17 protein-coding genes, 1 pseudogene and 1 riboswitch are annotated in these 20,580 nt (G+C 37.0%); of the genes and pseudogenes, 13 read left to right on the top strand and 5 right to left on the bottom strand.

What is annotated here, in order from left to right; genetic code table 11:
- Positions 1-421: 421 nt before the first annotated feature.
- From NSQ59_RS13795 to NSQ59_RS13785, 3 genes are read right to left on the bottom strand one after another with little or no spacing between them, the layout of a single operon-like run.
- Positions 422-1,333, bottom strand: a complete 912-nt coding sequence (locus NSQ59_RS13795) for an osmoprotectant ABC transporter substrate-binding protein (RefSeq protein WP_340831779.1) — start codon at positions 1,331-1,333, stop codon at positions 422-424.
- A gap of 13 nt (positions 1,334-1,346) precedes the next feature.
- Positions 1,347-2,000, bottom strand: coding sequence for an ABC transporter permease (locus tag NSQ59_RS13790; RefSeq protein WP_340831777.1), 654 nt, complete (start codon positions 1,998-2,000; stop codon positions 1,347-1,349).
- An 11-nt stretch (positions 2,001-2,011) separates the two neighbouring features.
- A complete protein-coding gene (locus NSQ59_RS13785) occupies positions 2,012-3,163 on the bottom strand; it encodes a betaine/proline/choline family ABC transporter ATP-binding protein (RefSeq protein ID WP_055739887.1) in 1,152 nt (383 codons plus the stop codon).
- A 260-nt stretch (positions 3,164-3,423) separates the two neighbouring features.
- On the opposite strand from NSQ59_RS13785, the gene NSQ59_RS13780 reads away from it, so the two are divergent.
- Complete coding sequence (locus NSQ59_RS13780) at positions 3,424-3,960, top strand: GbsR/MarR family transcriptional regulator (protein WP_055739886.1); 537 nt, start codon at positions 3,424-3,426, stop codon at positions 3,958-3,960.
- A 77-nt stretch (positions 3,961-4,037) separates the two neighbouring features.
- On the opposite strand, the gene NSQ59_RS13775 is transcribed toward NSQ59_RS13780, so the two are convergent.
- The gene (locus NSQ59_RS13775) at positions 4,038-5,015 is read right to left on the bottom strand and encodes an NAD(P)H-quinone oxidoreductase (RefSeq protein WP_340831775.1); all 978 of its coding nucleotides are present in this window, start codon (positions 5,013-5,015) and stop codon (positions 4,038-4,040) included.
- Positions 5,016-5,397: 382 nt separating this feature from the next.
- Between NSQ59_RS13775 and NSQ59_RS13770 the strand changes: the two are divergent.
- Positions 5,398-5,742 (top strand): annotated as a pseudogene (locus tag NSQ59_RS13770) (MerR family transcriptional regulator); the annotation flags it as partial.
- A gap of 267 nt (positions 5,743-6,009) precedes the next feature.
- Entirely contained in the window at positions 6,010-6,240 is a 231-nt protein-coding gene (locus tag NSQ59_RS13765) for a hypothetical protein (RefSeq protein ID WP_055739883.1), read from the top strand.
- Positions 6,241-6,381: 141 nt separating this feature from the next.
- On the opposite strand, the gene NSQ59_RS13760 is transcribed toward NSQ59_RS13765, so the two are convergent.
- The gene (locus NSQ59_RS13760; protein WP_340831772.1) at positions 6,382-7,746 is read right to left on the bottom strand and encodes a M20/M25/M40 family metallo-hydrolase; all 1,365 of its coding nucleotides are present in this window, start codon (positions 7,744-7,746) and stop codon (positions 6,382-6,384) included.
- Between the two features lie 213 nt (positions 7,747-7,959).
- On the opposite strand from NSQ59_RS13760, the gene NSQ59_RS13755 reads away from it, so the two are divergent.
- The 10 genes from NSQ59_RS13755 to NSQ59_RS13710 all read left to right on the top strand — a co-directional run bounded on the left by NSQ59_RS13755 (position 7,960) and on the right by NSQ59_RS13710 (position 20,454).
- On the top strand, positions 7,960-9,516 hold the full coding sequence (locus NSQ59_RS13755; protein ID WP_340831770.1) for a response regulator transcription factor: 1,557 nt from the start codon (positions 7,960-7,962) through the stop codon (positions 9,514-9,516).
- Positions 9,513-11,282, top strand: coding sequence for a sensor histidine kinase (locus tag NSQ59_RS13750; RefSeq protein WP_340831767.1), 1,770 nt, complete (start codon positions 9,513-9,515; stop codon positions 11,280-11,282). Before NSQ59_RS13755 ends, NSQ59_RS13750 begins: the two co-directional genes overlap by 4 nt.
- 169 nt (positions 11,283-11,451) lie before the next feature.
- Positions 11,452-12,738 (top strand): ABC transporter substrate-binding protein, encoded by a 1,287-nt coding sequence (locus NSQ59_RS13745; RefSeq protein WP_340831765.1) that lies wholly within the window; start codon positions 11,452-11,454, stop codon positions 12,736-12,738.
- A 130-nt stretch (positions 12,739-12,868) separates the two neighbouring features.
- Positions 12,869-13,795, top strand: a complete 927-nt coding sequence (locus NSQ59_RS13740) for a carbohydrate ABC transporter permease (RefSeq protein WP_340831763.1) — start codon at positions 12,869-12,871, stop codon at positions 13,793-13,795.
- A complete protein-coding gene (locus NSQ59_RS13735; protein ID WP_055739877.1) occupies positions 13,788-14,612 on the top strand; it encodes a carbohydrate ABC transporter permease in 825 nt (274 codons plus the stop codon). Before NSQ59_RS13740 ends, NSQ59_RS13735 begins: the two co-directional genes overlap by 8 nt.
- 27 nt (positions 14,613-14,639) lie before the next feature.
- Positions 14,640-17,681 carry a glycoside hydrolase family 2 TIM barrel-domain containing protein gene (locus tag NSQ59_RS13730; RefSeq protein WP_340831759.1) on the top strand — a complete coding sequence of 1,014 codons (3,042 nt, stop codon included), beginning with the start codon at positions 14,640-14,642 and terminating at the stop codon, positions 17,679-17,681.
- Positions 17,682-17,822: 141 nt separating this feature from the next.
- A riboswitch (purine riboswitch) is annotated at positions 17,823-17,923 on the top strand.
- A gap of 147 nt (positions 17,924-18,070) precedes the next feature.
- Complete coding sequence (locus tag NSQ59_RS13725; RefSeq protein WP_055739875.1) at positions 18,071-19,264, top strand: nucleoside transporter C-terminal domain-containing protein; 1,194 nt, start codon at positions 18,071-18,073, stop codon at positions 19,262-19,264.
- A 129-nt stretch (positions 19,265-19,393) separates the two neighbouring features.
- Positions 19,394-19,561: a hypothetical protein gene (locus tag NSQ59_RS13720; protein WP_340831757.1), complete on the top strand. Its 168-nt coding sequence runs from the start codon at positions 19,394-19,396 to the stop codon at positions 19,559-19,561.
- Between the two features lie 223 nt (positions 19,562-19,784).
- Positions 19,785-20,231, top strand: a complete 447-nt coding sequence (locus tag NSQ59_RS13715; RefSeq protein ID WP_340831755.1) for a hypothetical protein — start codon at positions 19,785-19,787, stop codon at positions 20,229-20,231.
- Between the two features lies 1 nt (position 20,232).
- Complete coding sequence (locus NSQ59_RS13710) at positions 20,233-20,454, top strand: helix-turn-helix transcriptional regulator (protein WP_055739873.1); 222 nt, start codon at positions 20,233-20,235, stop codon at positions 20,452-20,454.
- Positions 20,455-20,580 lie beyond the last annotated feature (126 nt).

Here is a 20,580-nt window from a genome sequence, read left to right as displayed (position 1 = left end):
TGATACCTCGAATATTGTTCCCGTTATTCCATGTCCGCCTCGGTATTGGGCATGATACCTCGAGTATTGTTCCCGTTATTCCATGTCCGCCTCGGTATTGGGCACGATACCTCGAGTGTTGTTCCCGTTATTCCATGTCCGCCTCGGTATTGGGCATGATACCTCGAGTATGGTTCCCGTTATTCCATGTCCGCCTCGGTATTGGGCACGATACCTCGAGTATTGTTCCCGTTATTCCATGTCCGCCTCGGTATTGGGCACGATTCCACGGGTATTGTTACCATTTTTCCATGTCAGCCTCCGTACTGGGAACGATTCCGTCCGTATTATTCCTTTTTATCCTCAGCCACTGTCCTTCCTATATCTCGCCTAAACATACTATATCCGGTACGCTAGCGCGGTTTCACTTTACCCACTTTTCTTATTCAAAGTAATGATTTTTCTCTAAGAATTCCTTCGCAACAGTAGAAGGTTCCTTCATTTTTCCATCGCTTTCATAGTTTAATTGTTGCATTTTTTCCGTACTAATTTTTCTAACCAATTTCTGTAAAACCTTTTTAAGCTCAGGATGTTGTTTTAATACATCATTTCTTGCGACTGGTGAAGCATCATAAGGAGGGAAGAAATGCTTATCATCTTCCAGAACCTCTAATTTGTACGCGTTGATTCTTCCATCTGTTGTATAGGCTAATACGACATCCATTTTCCCGCTTTGGACGGCTTTATAGACGAGACCGATTTGCATTGGAAAAGTGTGGCCGAATTCAAATCCGTATTCTTTTACAAATCCTTCATAACCGTCGCCTTTCCGTTTCAGCCAAGAGTTGTCGACACCAAGTCTCAAATCATTAACCAATGGTTTCAAATCAGATACTTTTTGAAGATGGTGTTTTTCAGCAAAATCTTTAGAAACGGTAAATGCATAGGAGTTAGCAAATCCATAGGAATCAAACCATGTTTGATTAAAGCGTTTTTGAAATTCCTTTTGAACAATTTTTAATGCTTCTTTAGGATCTTTCACCGGTTCCATTCCTAAAGCTCCCGGTAAGTCTGTTCCAGTATAGCGAACAGAGGAAATGTCCACATCTCCATTTTCCATTGCTTGGTGGAGAACAATGGAAGAGCCTAAATTATTGACGATATCAACTTTTAAATTGGTATAATGTTCAATCATATATTTTTCCATATATCCTAATATTTGTGATTCTGTCGTTACCATTGATCCGATTTTGATTGTTTTATTAGAAGATGCACTTAAGCCTGGCAAGGAGCATCCGCTAATAAGCAATGAAAATGACAGAACAAGGATCATCATCCATTTGCTTTTTTTCATAACTAGCTCCTTCCTAGACAGCTTCATTTACTTGGCGAATCCCTTTAGGAGTAGCCCATTTTTCCAGTTTTCCTAATAGAAAATCGACTACTAATGCTAAAATCGTAACAGGGACTGCACCAGCGATAATATATTGTGTTTGATATAAGTTAAGTCCGCTGAAAATATAATCTCCCAGTCCTCCTGCTCCGATAAAAGAGGCAAGGGTGGCCCAACCAATTAAGTAAACCGTAGAGAGACGGATTCCTGCCATGATAACTGGTATGGCGAGTGGAATCTCTACATAACGGACCCGTTCCCATCCAGTCATACCCATCCCGCGTCCTGCTTCGAGCAGATTCTGTTCTATTCCTTTTACACCAGTGTAGGTGTTTCTTAGGATGGGTAGGACTGAATAGAAAAATAGAGCAATGACGGCAGGCTTCACTCCAACCCCAAGCAGGGGAATGAAAAAGGGTAATATAGCAAGACTCGGAAAGGTTTGGATAACGCCTGCGATGCCCATGACAATTCCGGCTACTCTCGGCACTCGCGTTAACGCAATCCCAAGGGGAACGGCAACGATAATGCCGAGTATGACTGCAATAATAGATATATAGAAATGCTGCCATGTCTTAAATAATAATTCGGTCCAATTGCTATTTAAAAACTGTAGTAAACTATCCATCTGGATTCCTCCTATCCTACATGTTTTTCTTGAAGTTCCTCTTCTGAATCACCCCAAATGGAATCATAAACAATATCAACTAGACTTGCTCTAGTGACAATTCCTACTAAACGCTGTAACTCATCCACAACAGGGACATATTTCATTCCTCTTTTCAATATTTGACGAATAGATTCTCGTACGAGAGAGTCTTTTTGAACCGCAAACACTTCTGTCGCAAGAATATCTCCAACACTTACAGATTTTCTTCGATTTTGATCAATCATTTCTACGTCGATATATCCTTTTAAAATTTGGTACTGATCCACCACTAAAAGGGAATCTACTCGTTGTTCCTTCATGATTTGAATAGCTTCTGATAAGGTTTTATCTTCTGTAATGGTGATTGGTTTAGGATTCATCACTTGTTCAACCGTTTGAATATTAGGTCTTGCCTGAAGCAATCGTTCTTTTCCAATGAATTCTTCGACAAAAGAATCCGCAGGTTCTCGTAAAATTTCATCTGGTGTGCCGATTTGTACCAATTGTCCGTCCCGCATAATGACAATGCGGTCAGCAAGCTTCAATGCTTCATCCATATCGTGGGTAACAAACACAATCGTTTTTCCTAATGTTTTTTGCAGTTTCTTGAATTCGTCTTGTAAGGAATCACGTGTAATGGGATCCAAAGCACCAAACGGTTCATCCATTAGGATCAATGGCTGGTCGGCAGCTAAGGCACGCAATACCCCAATCCGCTGTTGCTGACCGCCGCTTAATTCATGTGGGTAACGATCTAAATAATCTTCTGTCATGTTGACGAGTTTCAGTAGCTCTTTGGCCCGGTCCCGGCGTTTTTCTTCCGGCCATTTTAATAGTTTTGGAATGAGTGAAATGTTTTGTTGAATCGTCATGTGGGGGAATAAACCGATTTGTTGAATAACGTAGCCGATTTCCCGTCTTAATTGGACAGGATCTTTTTCTAAAATATTTTTTCCATTAATATAAATACTGCCGCTTGTAGGTTCAATCAGTCGGTTAATCATTTTCATGGTCGTGGTTTTCCCGCAGCCGCTTGGACCAATAAATACAATAAATTCACCGGGCAGAAACTCCATGTTCAAATCCTTTACCGCGGTTTTTCCTCCTTTATACACCTTTGTTACATGATCAAATTTCAGCAAATTGAAGCACCTCCGTAAATCCTATATTTATGGCTATTACTATTTTAGTATATTGTAAAGTTTGTGAAATAAAAAGTTTATAAAATGCACATATTTCATGATTATCATACGAATATAGATTGTATAATGTTCTAATATTGTAATTACCCAACTTTTCTAAAAAATACTCCTGAATACTGCCGTATATCAGATTTTATTTTTATATGGATGTATGTTACAGTGACGTAGTATAATTGGTAGTCGAAAGGAGATTGCTACCGGTGGATGAAAAGCCCTTAGAAATCATTAATCAAGTGAAAGACCAATATATAGAAAAAATTGCTGATAATATGCGTGCATATGGAGTCTCTTCAACAGTAGGGAGAGTGCTTGGGATTATATATATGAACCGCAAACCGATGACACTGGACGAGCTTTCAGCGGAAACTGGCATGAGCAAGACACGAATGAGCCAGGTTGTACGCGAAATGGTCGAAATTAATATTGCGGAAAAAGTCTTCGAAAAAGGGGTTCGCAAAGATATCTACGATGTCGAAGATGATTATTACGAAACCTTTATTACTATTTTTACGTCCAATTGGAGAAAAACCATTAATCGAAATAAAATGTTTGAAAAGAAAGTATTCCGAGAATTAACGGATCTAAAGGAAAATGAGGAACTATCACCTGAACTTGAGGAAAAAGTAAATGAATTGCTAGTCGAAATGAAAAAGTGGGCCGATTATTATAATTGGTTGACTCGCCTAGTTGAGTTTTTTGAAAGCAATGAAATATTTAAACATGTTCCAAAAACATGAGTAATCACTGAATCAAATAAGGAACCCTTCCTGATTAATCATTTGGAAGGGTTATTTTGTTCCATGGGATATCAATACTAGTTGATCTTTAAGATAATCTTGCCAATATTCCGGTTGTCTTCCATATATTGATGCGCTTTTTGCACCATGTCCAGAGGGAATGCCTCATCGATTACAGGCATTATTTCTTTTCGTTCGATATATGGCGCTACCGTTTCCATAAATTCTTTTGTTAAAAGTGCTTTATACTCATCGCTTCTAGGGGTTAGTAAGGTTCCAGTAATTTGAACGCATTTTGACATAAGGCTGAATAAGTTCATCTTTTCTACTTCACTGCCACCTAAGATTCCGATAAGTACCCAACGACCTTCTTTTTTGATGCTCGCTAAATTTTTTTCCCAATAATCGGCACCAATAAAGTCTAAAATTAAATCTGCACCATGACCGTTTGTCGCTTTTAGAACCTCTTCTTCAAATGACTGTTCCTTGTAATTTATCAGTACATCAGCGCCAAGCTCTCTGCAAAAGTCAAGCTTTCTTTTTGAGCCAGCAGTAACAATAACTTTGGCATTACTAAGTTTTTTTGCTAATTGAATCGCAGCGGTACCGACGCCGCTTGCACCTGCATGAATTAACACAGTTTCTTGTTCCTGCAATTTTCCAATCCAATACAGTGTTTGATAGGCAGTTAGGAACACCTCAGGAATATCTGTTGCTTCTTCAAACGATAGTGAGTCAGGAATTTTCATCGCACGATCAGCGGGCATGACGGCATATTCAGCATATCCGCCGCCATTAACAAGGCCCATTACTCTGTCACCGATTGAGAAAGTTTCATTTCCATTCGTTTCTACAACAGTGCCAGCAATTTCAACCCCTAAGATTGGATTGAGAGCATAACCAGCTTTTCCCTCACGAGTGACAATATCTGTTCGGTTGATTGCAGCAGTCTGTACTTTTATCAGTAATTCTCCTTTTTTCGGTTTTGGAGTGGGCATTTCAACTATTTCAAGTTGTTCTGGACCTCCTGGATTTTTTACGATAACAGCCTTCATTTTGAACACTTCCTACTATGAATTATTGTTAAATCACCATTTAATAGGATAACCATGACCAATTATTTTAGTGTTTGGTGAAATATTATTTTGGTTTTAAGGTCTGCCATTTATCCTAAAGGAACATTTCCCGAGAATCAAATAATATGCAATTGCTTTTTAAAAAGGCTCTTTTCATATACTTTGTTATTTTTGTAAATGAAATTCTGAGTAACAACCTCATTTAGATTAAAAATAACAAAAGATGCCCCGAAACTTAGGATTTATAACCAATGACGACAAGTAACAATTAGTACGAAAACAGCCTTTAAAAAAGGAAATTACATAAAAATGTCTAAATATAAATTATTAGAAACATGGTGATGTGATTCGGGATGTAAAAGTGAGAATTGGTAAATTTGCAGAAATAAATAATGTAAGTATTGATACGATTAGGCATTATATGGATCTTGGTCTGATCGTTCCGGAAAAAAGAGGGGGGCAATATTTTTTTGAGGAGCGCCGTCAAAATGATTTAGAGTTCATTTTCGAATTGAAGGGGAGGGGATTCAGTTTAAACGAGACTAAAATGATTTTTCTTTATCAAACTTTTGCTAAATTTACGGATTATGAAAAAGATACATACTATCAATCTCTATTTATCGAGAAATATGAGAAAATCGAACAGGAAATAAAGTCTTTAATCGAAATAAAGGAGAAGCTGAGGACAAAATTGGATTATTTAACAGCTAAATGGCTGATTCCGCAACATTGTTCGTCGTTTGTTATAAATCCTACGTAGGATTGGTTTCGGGGCAACTTTTCTTACCAAATTTATTCACTTTTTAAACAAATAACATATAAAAGCAACAAAGTTTAAGAAAAGAGCTTTGGTAAAAGGTAGGGTTTGCACTATCTTTTTTATTTTTGCCTAAATTATTCTTTGAAATTACCTATTGATGTCGGGTTCACACGACTTCTTATACTTATAAAAAAGTATAGTGAGGTGCAGAAAATGGATGCAATAAGTTTGAAAATGAACGATGAAAGATATCCAATAGCGAAAAAGAATTTATTACTCTTTTCTACAGGGAAAACTATTTCGATATTTGGTAATGTCATTTTTAATTTTGCTCTAGGGTTATATGTTTTAAAGCTAACAGGATCAGCATTAAGCTGTTCCATGACCCTAATAATTTCACAAAGGTTGGAAATCAACTTTGAGACTGGAAAAATGAGTGTTTAAATTGTTGTAAATTATGGTGTAAGAAGACACTAAAATTCTTCTATCTACTATTTCGATTTTTGTCGGTTTCAAGCCGTTTTTAACAAATTTCATATAAAGAATGGCATGTTAGCTCGCCATTCTTTATATGAATGATTAACCTTAACTATTCCTATTGGCCGATTTCCCTAACGCATCGATAACGTGAGCAGTACAAATCACACCATTTAAGAAGTTTTTGATTTTAATATTTTCGTTAGGGGAGTGGTTTCCCTGATCAAAGTTCGCATACGGAACAATAACAGAGGGAAGTTCCAGTAGTTTTGTCCATACATAATTCGGCAATGACCCACCCATGCCTGGTTGAATGAGAGGTTCAGTTTCATAGGCCTGTTGAACCGCATGGACGACTGTTTGAACTACTTTCAATTCCGCATTGGTTCGCGAAGGCTGCATCGATCCTAAATAGGTAACCTTCACATCCGGAGCATGCTCCGACACATGAGATTTAATTTTATTAAAAATATCCATTGGATCTTGATCTACAACAAGACGAATATCTAATTTTACGCGGGCTGTTGAGGGAATAATCGTTTTTACTCCTTCCCCTGTGTATCCACTTTCGATTCCGCAAATATTAAAAGTAGGTTCCATGATTAACTTTTGATAATAGGTTTCACCGTTCATATGTAATTGCGGATACCCAATTTTTTCTCCTACGCTTTTGGCATCAAAAGGAATTTTCTTTAATAATTCTGTTTCATAGTCGGATAAGGGAAGAATGTTATCGTAGAATCCTTCAATCAATACGTTTCCTTCTTTATCTCTCATCGTCTGCAGAAGGTCTATCAATTTCCAGACAGGGTTCGGAACAATATTTCCTTTATTACCCGAATGGTTATCGCGATCAGCACCTTTTGCTTCCAACTCGATTGCCAGCATTCCTCGAACGCCCAATAAAACGATAGGTGATCCGCTTTCATGTAAGGAACCATCGGAAGTGTATACTAAATCTGCTTTCAATAATTCTTTATGTTTTTCTACAAAAGAAGCTAAATGAATGCTGCCGATTTCTTCTTCTCCTTCAAACACAAATTTTAGATTAATAGGTAATTCTCCAATTGTTTCTAAATATGTTTTCACACCAAGAAGTTGTGCGAGTAGCTGTCCTTTATTGTCACCAGCACCTCGTGCATAGATTCTTCCATCCCGAATCTCTGGTTCAAATGGATTAGATACCCATTTTTCGAGTGGTTCTGGGGGCTGCACATCATAATGACCATAGATTAAGAGGGTAAAGGTATTTTCCGGATTGATGAGTTCCCCATATACAACTGGATGACCATCTGTATCAATGAGCTTCGTTGTGATCCCGATTTCATTCATCATTTCCATAACAAGCTTCGCACATTCTTCTACGCCGTCATTTTGTGCACTAATGCTTTTTTGACGTAAAAGGCTATATAGTTGATCTAAAAATGCAAGCTGATTAGAAGCTACAAAATCTTTTACTTTTTCCATGCTCATGTTAAGAACTCCCTTTCAAATGTTGTGATCAGTATTTTTATTATATACAAAATATTCAGTAGATGTATAATAATGGACATGATGATTGGGAAAATAGGGGGATACTCGATTAGGGAATATTTATATTTTCTGATTTATATAAAAAATCCGCCAGTATTATGATATATAAATAGTATAACCTACTAAATGGAGGGGAAAAGGAGAGGGGAGTTAGTGGCAACTTCAGAACTGTGTAGAACGCTAATTGTAGATGATGAATTATTAATACGGCAAGGGATTAAGCATTATATCGATTGGGAAAAAGAAGGATTTCAAATTGTCGGGGAAGCTTCGAATGGGCAAGAAGCGTTGGAACTAATTGAAAAAGTGGCCCCGCACATCGTGATGACGGATATTATGATGCCTATTATGGATGGTGAGGAATTAACGAGAATAGTAAAAGAAAAATACCCTCAAATGGAAATCATCATTCTTAGCAGCTTTAGCGAATATGATTATGTTCGGTCTACCTTTCAAAATGGAGTGGTGGATTATATTTTGAAGCCAAAGCTTGATGCAGAAGGGCTCTTAACAGTGTTGAGAACTGCTGCGAAACGAATACCGCAGTTTCAAGATACAGTAAAACAAATAAACGAAAACCTTTCAATAGAACAAAAGCTAGGAAGGTTGGTTTCCGGATATGACGTTTGTTTGGAAGTAGAGGAAATGGTTAAAGAGTTTCCATATAGTCACTTTTATTTATTAGGTGCTGCTTTAAAGAATTCTCGATCCAATAATATTCATTTAGTAAAAAAGGAATTAGAAACTGAATTCAATAAAAGCTTTAGCTCTGGTACATATTATCAAATAAGTACGGATCAGTCTTGCATTCTCTTTGTTCTTAATATAAAGCCATGCAATGATCATAGAGTGATAGAATTTGCCCAATCTTTAGCTAGATTAATAGGGGAAGCAAAATTTGCTGTTAGTAATGTATTTGAGGATATTTATCAAATAGAAGAAATATACAAAGAACTATTAAAACTATTTCAATATCATTTTTATATAGTTGGGAAGTCCGTGTTAACGGAAAAAACCCTCCCTGAACTTCCAAGTCAACGTGATCCATTTAATCTGGAATGGTTTACCAATGAATTCAAACACAGGAAATTTGAATCAGCATTTTCCTATTTAACATCTTATGCTTCTGCATTATCCAAGTGTTATACAATGGATATTTTTGAATATAAGTCATTTTTGGGAAACAGTATCTTTAATATTATTATCCTGCTCGGCAATATGGATTTAGATGTGAAGGAACTGGATAAGGAGAAGTATACTTATTTTAAATGGATCGAGGAAGCGTCTTCCGCTGAAGACACATTACAGATTTTGAACCGCTTTATCAAATTGGCTAATCATTGTATAACAGCAGCGCATAATCAACCAGATAATTTTAATATAAAAAAGATGTTGGAATATATAAAGAATCATTACAATGAGCCGCTTTCCTTAACAGAAGTGGCAAAACAATTTCATTTTAGCCCATCCTATCTTTCCAGTTATTTTTCCTTACATAATAAAGAAGGGTTTAATGAATATTTGAATCGAATTCGCATAGAAGAAGCATCTAAACTGCTCATTCAGAATGCGGCCAGCATATCGCAAATTAGTGCAATGGTAGGGTACTCCGATCATAGTTATTTTTGTAAGGTCTTTAAAAAAGTGCAAGGCATGTCTCCCAGTCAATACAAACGAAAAAAGATGATCGATAAGAGATGGAAGAGATGAGAGTTATTCCTAACCGATTTAAACACAGCGGGTTATTTATCAATATGTTTCTTATTACCGTCATTATCATAATTATTGTATCCGTCACGATTGCTTGGACCACTGTAAGAATGGCAGAGAAATTTTTCTTTGGGAAATTCAGCATCATGAATGCAACGGTGATGAGCCAGGTCATCGATAGCTTTGAAACATTTAATTATTCGATTGTCCAAGCATCTAACAGCATTCTCGCGAGCGGCACGATTAAGTCTGTGCTGAGCGAAAAACAAACAAATAAGCAAAAAATGTCTTCCTTTTATAACATGGGGCAGCAAATGAAGCGGATACAATCTAACTTCGTACCTTATGACATGGATATTGTGGTTATGGGGATCAATGGGGTTAGTTTTTCGACGTATCAAAACTATTGGCCAATATCTGATCATGTACTTGAGAACAGTTCACTTCGGAAAAATACATTAGACCAACCAAAAAAGCTGATGTATCAATTCAATCGTCTCGAAAGTTCTTCCTCAACAACGAAAAATAAACAGTACATTGTTGCAACAAGAGCGTTAATGGATCGGATTACAGATAAAATTTATGGTTCTATGTATTTTGCCATATCAGAAAAAGAGATTAGGAAGTTTTATTCCAGTTATACAAGCCCAGGGAATAATGTCTATCTAGTAGATAAGTCTGGGTACATCGCTTCAAGTAATGAGACGAAATTAATTGGAAATAAGTCAAATGATTTGTTGACCTATGCAGCAAAATTAAAAAACACTCCCCGTGAGTATATTGTCGGAAAGTTTATGGGGAAGGACCAAATTATCTTAATGAATTATCTTCCTTCCTTTGATATGTACCTATTTAATATTATTGATAAACAAACAGCGTTTGGCGATTTAATCGATACTAGGGAAATCACACTGATTACAATAGGGATTGTCCTGCTGGCTTTACTCATTGTATTTTTTGCATCAAGAAAGTTAACCAATTCCCTATCCAATTTAGTGAAGCAAATCAGCAACGTCTCCAAAAACAATTTCGATCAATATGTAGCGGTTACCGGTACATATGAAACGATGCAAATAGGAAATGCTTTCAATTCTATGCTGGATGAATTGCATGAATATGTGGACCAATTAATCCTTTCGCAAAAACAACAGCGACATGCAGAGCTTGCCGCTTTGCAACAACAAATAAACCCGCATTTTCTGTACAATACTTTAGCTTCGATTAAATTTTTGGTGAGGCAGGGCGGAAAAGAAGATTCGGAAGCCATTATTAATGCTTTAATTTCCTTATTACAAAATACGATTGGAAATGTAAACGAAACCATCACGATTGAACAGGAATTAGAGAATCTAAGAAACTATGTGTTAATAAATCAAATGCGCTACGGGAATCGAATAAAAGTTCATTATTTCGTAGGACCTGATTGTATGAATCTACCAATACCAAAACTAATTTTACAGCCATTTATCGAAAATTCCTTTTTTCATGGATTTAATCGAAAGCAGGAAGGGACCATTAATGTTTTGATTTGGCGTGAAGGCGACAATCTTAAATGTGAAGTGACGGATAATGGAGATGGCATGAATCAGATAGATACTAAGCTCCCAAAAACAAAGCGAAAACAGCAGCTGTTCTCCGGAATAGGGGTTCGGAATGTTCATGAACGGATACAGCTAATCTACGGGGAAGCATATGGTGTTACGATTACGAGTGAGCCTGATGTGGGTACGAAGGTCCTTATTATTATGCCGGCACAACCATCATAAAAAAATACCAAAATCTAAAAATAGTTCAAACTTTAAATGTAAACGGATTCAAACGGATAAAATATTACCATTTTTCAAGAAAATCCTCCTAACCATTTTTTATATTCAGATGTTACCATAATTCTTACAAGAAGATAACGCTTTCATCAATCATAATGGGGGAATGGAAATGAAAAAAGTACTTGCACTCTTTTTGGTATGTATGCTGATGTTGACTGCATGTTCTTCCGGATCCAGCCAAAAATCATCTGGCGAAGGAAAAAACACTAAGGAAATTACTGTTTGGGCATGGGATCCTAACTTTAATATTAAAGCGATGAATATCGCAAAAGAAGTATATAGTAAAGTGGATCCGAAACTAAAGATAAAAGTAGTAGAGATGGCACAAGATGATATCGTTCAAAAACTGAATACCACCCTTAGCTCTGGAACAACAAAAGGACTTCCTAATATTGTCTTGATTGAAGACTATCGTTCGCAAGGTTTCTTAAAATCCTATCCAGACATGTTTCAGGATTTAACAGGTTCTTATAAGACAGATGATTTTGCTTCCTATAAGATAGCTGCCAATACTTTAGATGGAAAAAATTACGGTGTGCCCTTTGATACTGGCGTAACAGGTTTATATGTACGGACTGACTATTTACAAAAAGCGGGATACTCTGTAAATGACTTGCAAAATATGGATTGGGACAAATACATTGAAATCGGAAAGAAAATCAAAGAAGCTACAGGAAAACAAATGCTGACACAGGATCCAAAAGATCTTGGCCTTATTCGAATGATGATTCAGTCAAGTGGCTCATGGTATGTGAAGAGTGACGGACAAACACCTGATATCGTTGATAATGCCGCCTTAAAGGAAGCATTTCAAACGTATAAGAAAATCATTAATGCGGATATTGTGAAACCAACCTCGGATTGGAGCCAGTTTGTTGCTGGTTTTAATAGTGGATCTGTTGCCAGTGTTCCAACAGGTAATTGGATTACTCCTTCTATAAAAGCCGAAAGCTCTCAATCTGGTAAATGGGCAGTCGTACCTTTTCCGAAACTTTCTGGAACCGCTAATTCTGTTAATGCCTCAAACTTAGGCGGAAGCTCATGGTATGTACTAAATGTACCCGGGAAAGAAAAAGCAGCCGATTTCTTAGCGAAGACCTTTGGATCCAATGTCGACTTCTACCAAACATTAGTGAAGGAAATAGGTGCAATCGGAACGTATAAGCCTGCAGCTGATAGTGAAGCTTATAAAGCAAGTGATGACTTCTTTGGTGGACAAAATATCATTTCCGATTTCGCAAGCTGGACGGAGAAAATTCCTCAAGTAAACTACGGGTTGCACACTTACGAAATTGAGGATATTCTTGCTGCCGCAATGCAGGATTATTTAAAAGGAAAAGCCCTGGATAAAGTGCTTCAGGATGCACAAAAACAAGCAGAGGAGCAAATTAAATAGGGATTCTTTTAACATCCAAGCAAGGCAATTTTCATTTTAGAGAATTCGCCTTGGAATCTGTAAGCTTCCTCCGAAAATAGTGATGAAGGGAGCTAAGGTTTCCAAGGCTTTTTGTATAGGAGTGGAAAATATGATACCGGCTAAAGCTAATCAGAATATATATTTAGCAAAAAATTCGAGCAGAAAACTTCGGACGAAAAAAGCGATCATTGGATGGTCTTTCATTACAGTATCAACCATATTAATCTGTCTCTTTTATTTCTATCCAATGATTCAAGCACTTATCATGTCTTTTCATACAGGAAATGGAATGAACCAAACTTTTGTGGGGATCGATAATTATGTTCGTTTATTTAAAGATCCTGTGTTTCTTACGACCGTGAAGAATACGGTGATCTATTTAATTATTCAAGTTCCGCTAATGATCATTCTAGCTTTGTTTCTATCGGTTTTACTTAATAATAAGAAATTAAAGCTAAAAGGGGTATATCGTACAGCAATATTTTTACCTTGTGTGACTTCCCTTGTTGCCTATTCGGTGATTTTTAAATATTTGTTTGGTCAGGATGGCATTATTAATTTATTTCTCTTAAAACTATCAATCATTTCCGAACCAATACCGTGGTTAACCGATCCATTTTTGGCGAAGATTGCAATCATTATTGCGATTACCTGGAGATGGACGGGGTATAATATGATTTTCTTTTTATCGGCCCTTCAAAATGTGGATGAATCCGTTTATGAAGCGGCAAGAATCGATGGAGCTTCATCCGTGCAACAGTTTTTTAAGATTACCATTCCAATGCTTAAGCCGATTATTTTATTTACTTCTATTACATCCACTATCGGTACACTTCAATTATTCGATGAAGTGATGAATATTACAAAGGGCGGACCGGGAAATGCTACGATGACGATTTCACAATACATTTATAATCTATCTTTTAAATATACGCCTGATTTTGGATATGCGGCAACAGTCTCTTATTCTATTGTGATATTAATTATATTCTTTTCCCTTATCCAATTTAAAGTGGCAGGTGATAAAAATGAATAAAGGGAAATATATTTTCAACTATATTATTTTAACAATCGCTTCCATTATCTCTATCTTTCCGTTTATATGGATGATTGTTAGCGCTACAAATAAGTCCGTAGATGTAACAAAAGGAAGATTCCTTCCTGGTAGTCAGTTGCTGCAAAATTTCCACCACTTACTAGAAAGGGCAGAGCTAGGGACCGCCTTAATGAATTCAGCCAAAATTTCGATTATCACTACAGTACTTGCCTTACTGATTGCCTCTTTAGCGGGATATGGATTTGAAATTTTTAAAAGTAAAATGAAGGATTTGGTGTTTAACATTTTGCTGCTTTCCATGATGATCCCATTTGCGGCTTTGATGGTTCCTCTATTCAAAATGTTTGGATCCATTTCACAAACAGCACCAATGATTGGAATCGATACGCATACAGCAGTCATTTTGCCAACGATTACGACTGCTTTCCTGATTTTCTTTTTTCGGCAAAGTACGAAGATGTTTCCTAAGGATATTCTGGAAGCGGGCAGAATGGATGGATTAACGGAATTTGGAGTATTTTTTCGAATTTATATTCCAACGATGAAAACGAGTTATGCGGCAGCAGCCATCATTACTTTTATGTCTTCTTGGAACAGTTATTTATGGCCACTGGTTATTCTGCAATCTCCTGAGAATCAAACGATTCCGTTATTAATTTCCAACCTGGGGTCCAGTTATTCTCCTGACTATGGAATGATTATGACTGCAATCGTTATTGCAACCCTACCAGCAGCCTTAATCTTCTTTATCATGCAGAAGCATTTCGTGGCAGGAATGATGGGATCGGTTAAATAAAATTTTATACAAAGAGGTGTAATGATTATGATGACAAAACCAGATATAAACTGGCTTTCAGATGTTAATGTATTTGCTGTTAATCGTCTTAAAGCACATTCAGACCATTCTTACTATGAGTCGCTGGAGGAAGCGAAAAATGCTAATCCAATGCCAATGCGTTGTGGGTTAAATGGAAATTGGAAGTTCTATTATTCCAACAATCCGGAAACTCGACCGGAAAAATTTTACCAATTAGATTTTAATTGTACGAGTTGGGGCGATATTCAAGTTCCCGGACATATCCAGTTGCAGGGCTATGGCAACCCTCAATATGTAAATACGATGTATCCTTGGGATGGACTTCAGTCTATTCGGCCGCCGGAAGTACCAACGGATTTTAATCCGGTTGGAAGTTATGTGAGGTATTTTGATGTACCGGAAAATATGCAGGATCGACCTGTTTTTATTTCATTTCAGGGAGTAGAATCGGCTTTTTTCGTTTGGGTGAATGGGGAATTTGTTGGTTACAGCGAGGATTCCTTTACACCAGCGGAATTTGATTTAACACCATATCTGAGAGATTACGAGAATAAATTGGCTGTAGAGGTTTATCAACGAAGCACCGGAAGCTGGCTGGAAGACCAGGATTTTTGGCGGTTTTCTGGAATTTTCCGAGATGTTTACCTTTATACAATTCCTGAAATCCATGTATCAGATATCCGGGTCGAGACCGATTTGAATTCGACTTTTACGAAAGGAACCCTCTCATTAGATTTAGCATTATTCACTTCAGGTCATCTTGGTAAAATAGTTGGCGAATTATACGATGCTGCTGGAACTCTAATAGCAACAACAACTGAAAAGGAAGGTGCTAATGGAAAACGATCCCTTACCTGTTCAGTAGAGTCACCAAAGCTGTGGAGTGCAGAAAATCCTTATTTATATAAACTCTATATTCAAGTTTTTAATAAGGATGGCAGATTAGTAGAGGTTGTCCCTCAATCAATAGGGTTTCGGAAATTCGAGATCGTGGATAAGGTAATGAAACTAAATGGAGAACGGATTGTGTTCAAAGGCGTAAATCGGCACGAATTCCATTGTCGAAGAGGGCGCGCCATTACAAAAGAAGATATGTTATGGGATATAAAAACGATGAAGCAGCATAATATTAACGCCGTTCGGACCTCCCATTACCCTAATCAAAGCGAATGGTACGAGTTATGTGACCGATACGGAATATATGTTATCGATGAAATGAACTTAGAAACGCATGGTTCATGGCAAAAGATGGGGGCGGTTGATCCTTCTTGGAACATACCTGGAAACAAGCCAGAATGGCAAGATATTGTGTTGGACCGAGCGATTTCTATGTATGAACGGGACAAGAATCATCCTTCCATATTGATATGGTCCTGTGGGAATGAATCATATGCAGGTGAGGTAATTTTAAATGTTTCTCGTTATTTTAAATCTGTTGATTCATCACGTCTCGTCCATTATGAAGGGGTGTTTCATAACCGTGATTATGATGATACAAGCGATATGGAAAGCCGTATGTATGCAAAACCTGCCGATATTGAAAAGTATTTAGCTGAAAACCCTAATAAGCCTTATATAAGCTGTGAATACATGCATGCAATGGGAAACTCCCTTGGAGGAATGAAAAAATATACAGATCTCGAGCGAAAATACCCAATGTATCAGGGTGGATTTATCTGGGATTTTATCGATCAGGCGCTCGTGAAAAAAGACCGTTATGGGAAAGAGTACTTAGCGTATGGCGGCGATTTCGATGATCGTCCTACCGATTACGGTTTTTGCACCAATGGTATTGTATATGCTAATCGAAAGCTATCACCTAAGATGCAGGAAGTAAAATATTTATATCAAAACCTGAAATTACTCCCGGATTGCACTGGCATTACAATACGGAATGATAATCTATTTTCAGATACATCGGATTATGATCTAGAAATTATTCTTTATCACGAAGGTGAGGAATTGTTTCGAGATATTCTTCAAGTGAATGTAGCGCCTTTGAGTGAGGGAAGAGCAGCGATTAAGTGGCCGCCTCATATTTTCCGTAAAAAAGGCGAATATTGTATTCATGCCTCTTTTACATTAAAGAAAGATATACTTTGGGCTAAAGCAGGGTATGAAATAGCGTTTGGGCAGTATGTTTTTAAAGAAAAAGGGGAAGAGGAAACACATATTCCACAAGGGAAATTTAAGGTGGTCCACGGTGATGTGAATGTCGGGATTCATGGAAAAGATTTTTCTATTCTTTTTTCAAAACAGGCAGGGAGTCTTGTATCCTTAAATTATTTTGGCAAAGAAATGCTCTCTACACCGATTGCCCCATTATTCTGGCGAGCAACCACCGACAATGATCGAGGTTTTTCCCAAGGATATCATTCAGGGCTTTGGTATGCTGCTAGCTTGGCTCGGAAATGTGAAAAGATTGAAGTGAAAGAAGAACAGGATGTTATTCGCATAGCATTTACTTATAAGTTTTCTATTCATCAGAAAATAGAAGTAAAACATATCTATACTGTGTACCCAGACGGGAGTATTTCTATAAAATCTATTTATAATGGGGCAGACAATCTTCCACAGCTCCCTATATTCGCACTAACATTTAAAGTTCCCGCTGATTATCATCTGCTGGAATGGTATGCAATGGGTCCGGAGGAAAACTATTATGACCGAAATAATGGGGCAAGGTTATGCATATTTAAAAACAATGTTTCAACTAACTTGTCCGATTATGTCATGCCGCAGGAATCAGGCAATAGAACAGGAGTTAGGCGGGTAAGTTTGCAAAATAGTGATGGATTTGGGATTAAGATAGTAGCAGTTTCTGAACCATTAGAATGTAATTTTTCTCCATATACCGCGTTTGAACTCGAAAATGCGATGCATCATTATGAATTGCCAAATATACACTATACGGTTGTAACAGTTGGAATGCAAATGGGTGTTGGGGGAGATGACAGCTGGGGAGCGCCCGTTCATGATGAATACCTTATTCATTCGAATCAGAAATTGGAATTTGACTTTATCATTAAACCGATTCATTCCAATTGAATCTAGATATTATTCACACATAATTCAAAGGATGAATGAAGAAAGGGTTTACCATATGGAATCTTCCTACTATTAATATTTATAAAATGATTACAACTTCTAATAAATATATTGTTGAATTTTGATCCTTATTATAGACTTATGAGGTCAAAAAATTATCCTTGTATAATATCAGTTGAATGGTCTGATAGTTTCTACCCGGCAGCCATAATTGTCGGACTACAGGGAAGTATGAATAAACTTAGAAATAAACATGCAGACTATTTCCTTAGATACGGTTTATTAGATACTGTATCAGGTTAATAGGGTTTCCGTGTTCTATTATTCATACTTCAGTCTGTGGCTGGGGGAATAGAGGTACAGGGAATCCTATGTAAGGAGTTGTTAGCATGTTTTTTTTATTGAATATAGTAGGGATCCTAGTCGTTTTTGGTTTGGTATTCCTTTGTTCGCCTAATAAGAAAAGGATAAAATGGCGGTCCATTCTTAGTTTAATCGTAGTGGAACTCCTTATAACGTGGTTTATGCTTGGAACCCAAATTGGGATATGGGTGATAAATAAAATTGCATCGTTTTTTACTTTTCTCATATCCTGTGCAAATCAGGGAATTTCCTTTGCCTTCCCATCCGTAATGGCGAATCCTACGGTTGATTTTTTCTTTAGTGCCTTAATGCCAATTATTTTTATCATTACCTTCTTTGATATCCTAAGTTACTTCGGTATTTTAACATGGATTATTGATAAAGTCGGCTGGGTCATTTCAAAAGTTTCAGGGTTACCTAAGCTTGAAAGCTTCTTTTCCTTGCAAATGATGTTCCTCGGAAATACGGAGGCATTGGCCGTTATCCGCCAGCAACTTTCCGTATTGAAGGAAAACCGTCTGCTTACATTTGGAATTATGAGCATGAGCAGTATTAGCGGATCTATTATCGGAGCATATCTAAGCATGGTCCCGGGAGAGTATGTATTTGCTGCAATTCCTTTAAACTGTTTAAATGCCTTATTGTTTGCAAGTGTTTTAAATCCCATTGAAGTTACCAAAGAAGAAGATGTAGTCTACGTTCCATCCAAAAAGGAACGAAAAGATTTCTTCTCTACGATTTCGAATAGTATGCTTGTCGGTATAAAAATGGTTATTGTCATTTTAGCTATGGTTGTCGGTTATGTTGCTTTAACAGCCTGTTTAAATGGAATTTTAGGATTTTTTATACACGGACTAACGGTCCAAAAGATTTTCTCCATTATTTTTAGTCCTTTTGCCTTTCTTCTTGGATTGTCCGGCCATGATGCCCTGTACGTTGCTCGTCTAATGGGAATCAAGCTTGCTACCAATGAATTTGTCGCGATGATGGATTTAAAAAATCAAATACATTCGCTGCCGCCTCATACGGTAGCCGTTGCGACAACCTTTTTAACTTCTTTTGCCAATTTCAGTACGGTCGGCATGATTTATGGGGCTATTAGCTCTATCATAGGCGATGAGAAGTCCAGAATCATTGGGAAAAATGTTTGGAAGCTTTTAGTGAGCGGTATTGCTGTTTCACTCTTGAGTGCAATGTTTGTTGGATTGTTTGTTTGGTAATTCACAAAAATGCGCAATTTTGTTCAGAAACCCCCTCGAGTCATTTATGTGTATGTCTTCAAAAAGAAAGAGGAACCATATAAAAGATGAGTTTGCTTTACAACCTAAATTTTAAAAACGGGGGTTTCTATGAGTAAAGATCATTTGAATGAAAAGGAAAAGATGAATGAGGGTTTAAGTGATCATTCGAAGGAAGTATTGGAAATAAGCTCAACTGGATACGGTTTGGAATCTGTTCAAGAAGAAACTGATTCCAAACGAATGAAAAATAATCCATCCTCTTGCGGCGAGTTATAGAATACAGAGTAACCCAGTTACTACTGAATTACTCATTGGCACAGAACTTATCTGTGCCATTTTTATTTTAGCCGCCGTTGTTGGTATCTTTTTTCTTTGTCCAGGAAAGAAAAAGTGTTTTATGATGTAAATTACTATTGACTTTATGTATAGTATATTTTACATTATGTAATAAATACTTTACTTTATGTAAATGGAATGTGCAAAAAAAGGGGGGGAGAGTATGACATATCAAGAAAAGAAAAGCGTTGTATCTATTATCAGTGCAATTGTCATTTTTGGTGTGTTTTGCTTGTTTATGTATCCAAGGCATCCGCTAGGGGGACTGGAGTCGATGGAAACCTTTCGATATTGGGGAACCTTTGTGCTCATCTTGACTTTGATTTCAATAGTCGCGCATATCATTATTAGTATCATTTTTAACATTATTTTTCGAATGACGACTGGAGAAAAGGAGCCAAAATTTGCGGATGAACTCGATAAGCTAATTGACTTAAAAGCAGCTCGAAATTCTTTTGTGGTGTTTATCCTTGGCTTTCTTCTTGCAATGGGATCGCTTATTGTCTTTCAACCGTCACAGCTGATGTTCATTATCCTCATTACTTCAGGATTTATTTCCGATGTGACCGGTTCCATTACGAAACTTTATCACTATAGGAGAGGAGTTTAATATGGGGAAAATTCTTGTCGGCAATCACATACGAAAATTACGCTTTCATCATGATGAAATGACTCAGCAGCAATTGGCTGACAAGGTAGGCGTCACGAGACAAACCATCGTAGCTCTTGAAAAGGGAAACTATTCTCCATCTTTAGAATTGGCTTTTAGAATAGCACGCGCCTTTAACTTACCATTGGAAGAGGTTTTCTTTTATGAAGACGATATTAAGTGATTAGGGAAATAATTATTTAAGATTTACTGTTTTTGAATTTATTTATATAAGGGGAGAGTAAAATGAATTCAAACAAAAAAGCTGCAAAAATGGGAGGCCACTGAAAATCCTTCATTTTTTTAGAAG

The sequence above is a fragment of the Margalitia sp. FSL K6-0131 genome (assembly GCF_038008735.1).
Classification (GTDB): Bacteria; Bacillota; Bacilli; order Bacillales; family Bacillaceae_C; genus Margalitia; species Margalitia shackletonii.
This window is presented reverse-complemented; position numbering and strand designations above follow the sequence as displayed.

Bases quoted from the DNA above. Each gene is read 5' to 3' on its own strand.
- NSQ59_RS13710 (WP_055739873.1), top strand. From the start codon at position 20,233: ATGGGGAAAATTCTTGTCGGCAATCACATACGAAAATTACGCTTTCAT.
- NSQ59_RS13795 (WP_340831779.1), bottom strand. From the start codon at position 1,333: ATGAAAAAAAGCAAATGGATGATGATCCTTGTTCTGTCATTTTCATTG.
- NSQ59_RS13735 (WP_055739877.1), top strand. From the start codon at position 13,788: ATGAATAAAGGGAAATATATTTTCAACTATATTATTTTAACAATCGCT.
- NSQ59_RS13720 (WP_340831757.1), top strand. From the start codon at position 19,394: ATGAGTAAAGATCATTTGAATGAAAAGGAAAAGATGAATGAGGGTTTA.
- NSQ59_RS13730 (WP_340831759.1), top strand. From the start codon at position 14,640: ATGATGACAAAACCAGATATAAACTGGCTTTCAGATGTTAATGTATTT.
- NSQ59_RS13765 (WP_055739883.1), top strand. From the start codon at position 6,010: ATGGATGCAATAAGTTTGAAAATGAACGATGAAAGATATCCAATAGCG.
- NSQ59_RS13760 (WP_340831772.1), bottom strand. From the start codon at position 7,746: ATGAGCATGGAAAAAGTAAAAGATTTTGTAGCTTCTAATCAGCTTGCA.
- NSQ59_RS13740 (WP_340831763.1), top strand. From the start codon at position 12,869: ATGATACCGGCTAAAGCTAATCAGAATATATATTTAGCAAAAAATTCG.
- NSQ59_RS13790 (WP_340831777.1), bottom strand. From the start codon at position 2,000: ATGGATAGTTTACTACAGTTTTTAAATAGCAATTGGACCGAATTATTA.
- NSQ59_RS13750 (WP_340831767.1), top strand. From the start codon at position 9,513: ATGAGAGTTATTCCTAACCGATTTAAACACAGCGGGTTATTTATCAAT.
- NSQ59_RS13725 (WP_055739875.1), top strand. From the start codon at position 18,071: ATGTTTTTTTTATTGAATATAGTAGGGATCCTAGTCGTTTTTGGTTTG.
- NSQ59_RS13715 (WP_340831755.1), top strand. From the start codon at position 19,785: ATGACATATCAAGAAAAGAAAAGCGTTGTATCTATTATCAGTGCAATT.
- NSQ59_RS13745 (WP_340831765.1), top strand. From the start codon at position 11,452: ATGAAAAAAGTACTTGCACTCTTTTTGGTATGTATGCTGATGTTGACT.
- NSQ59_RS13775 (WP_340831775.1), bottom strand. From the start codon at position 5,015: ATGAAGGCTGTTATCGTAAAAAATCCAGGAGGTCCAGAACAACTTGAA.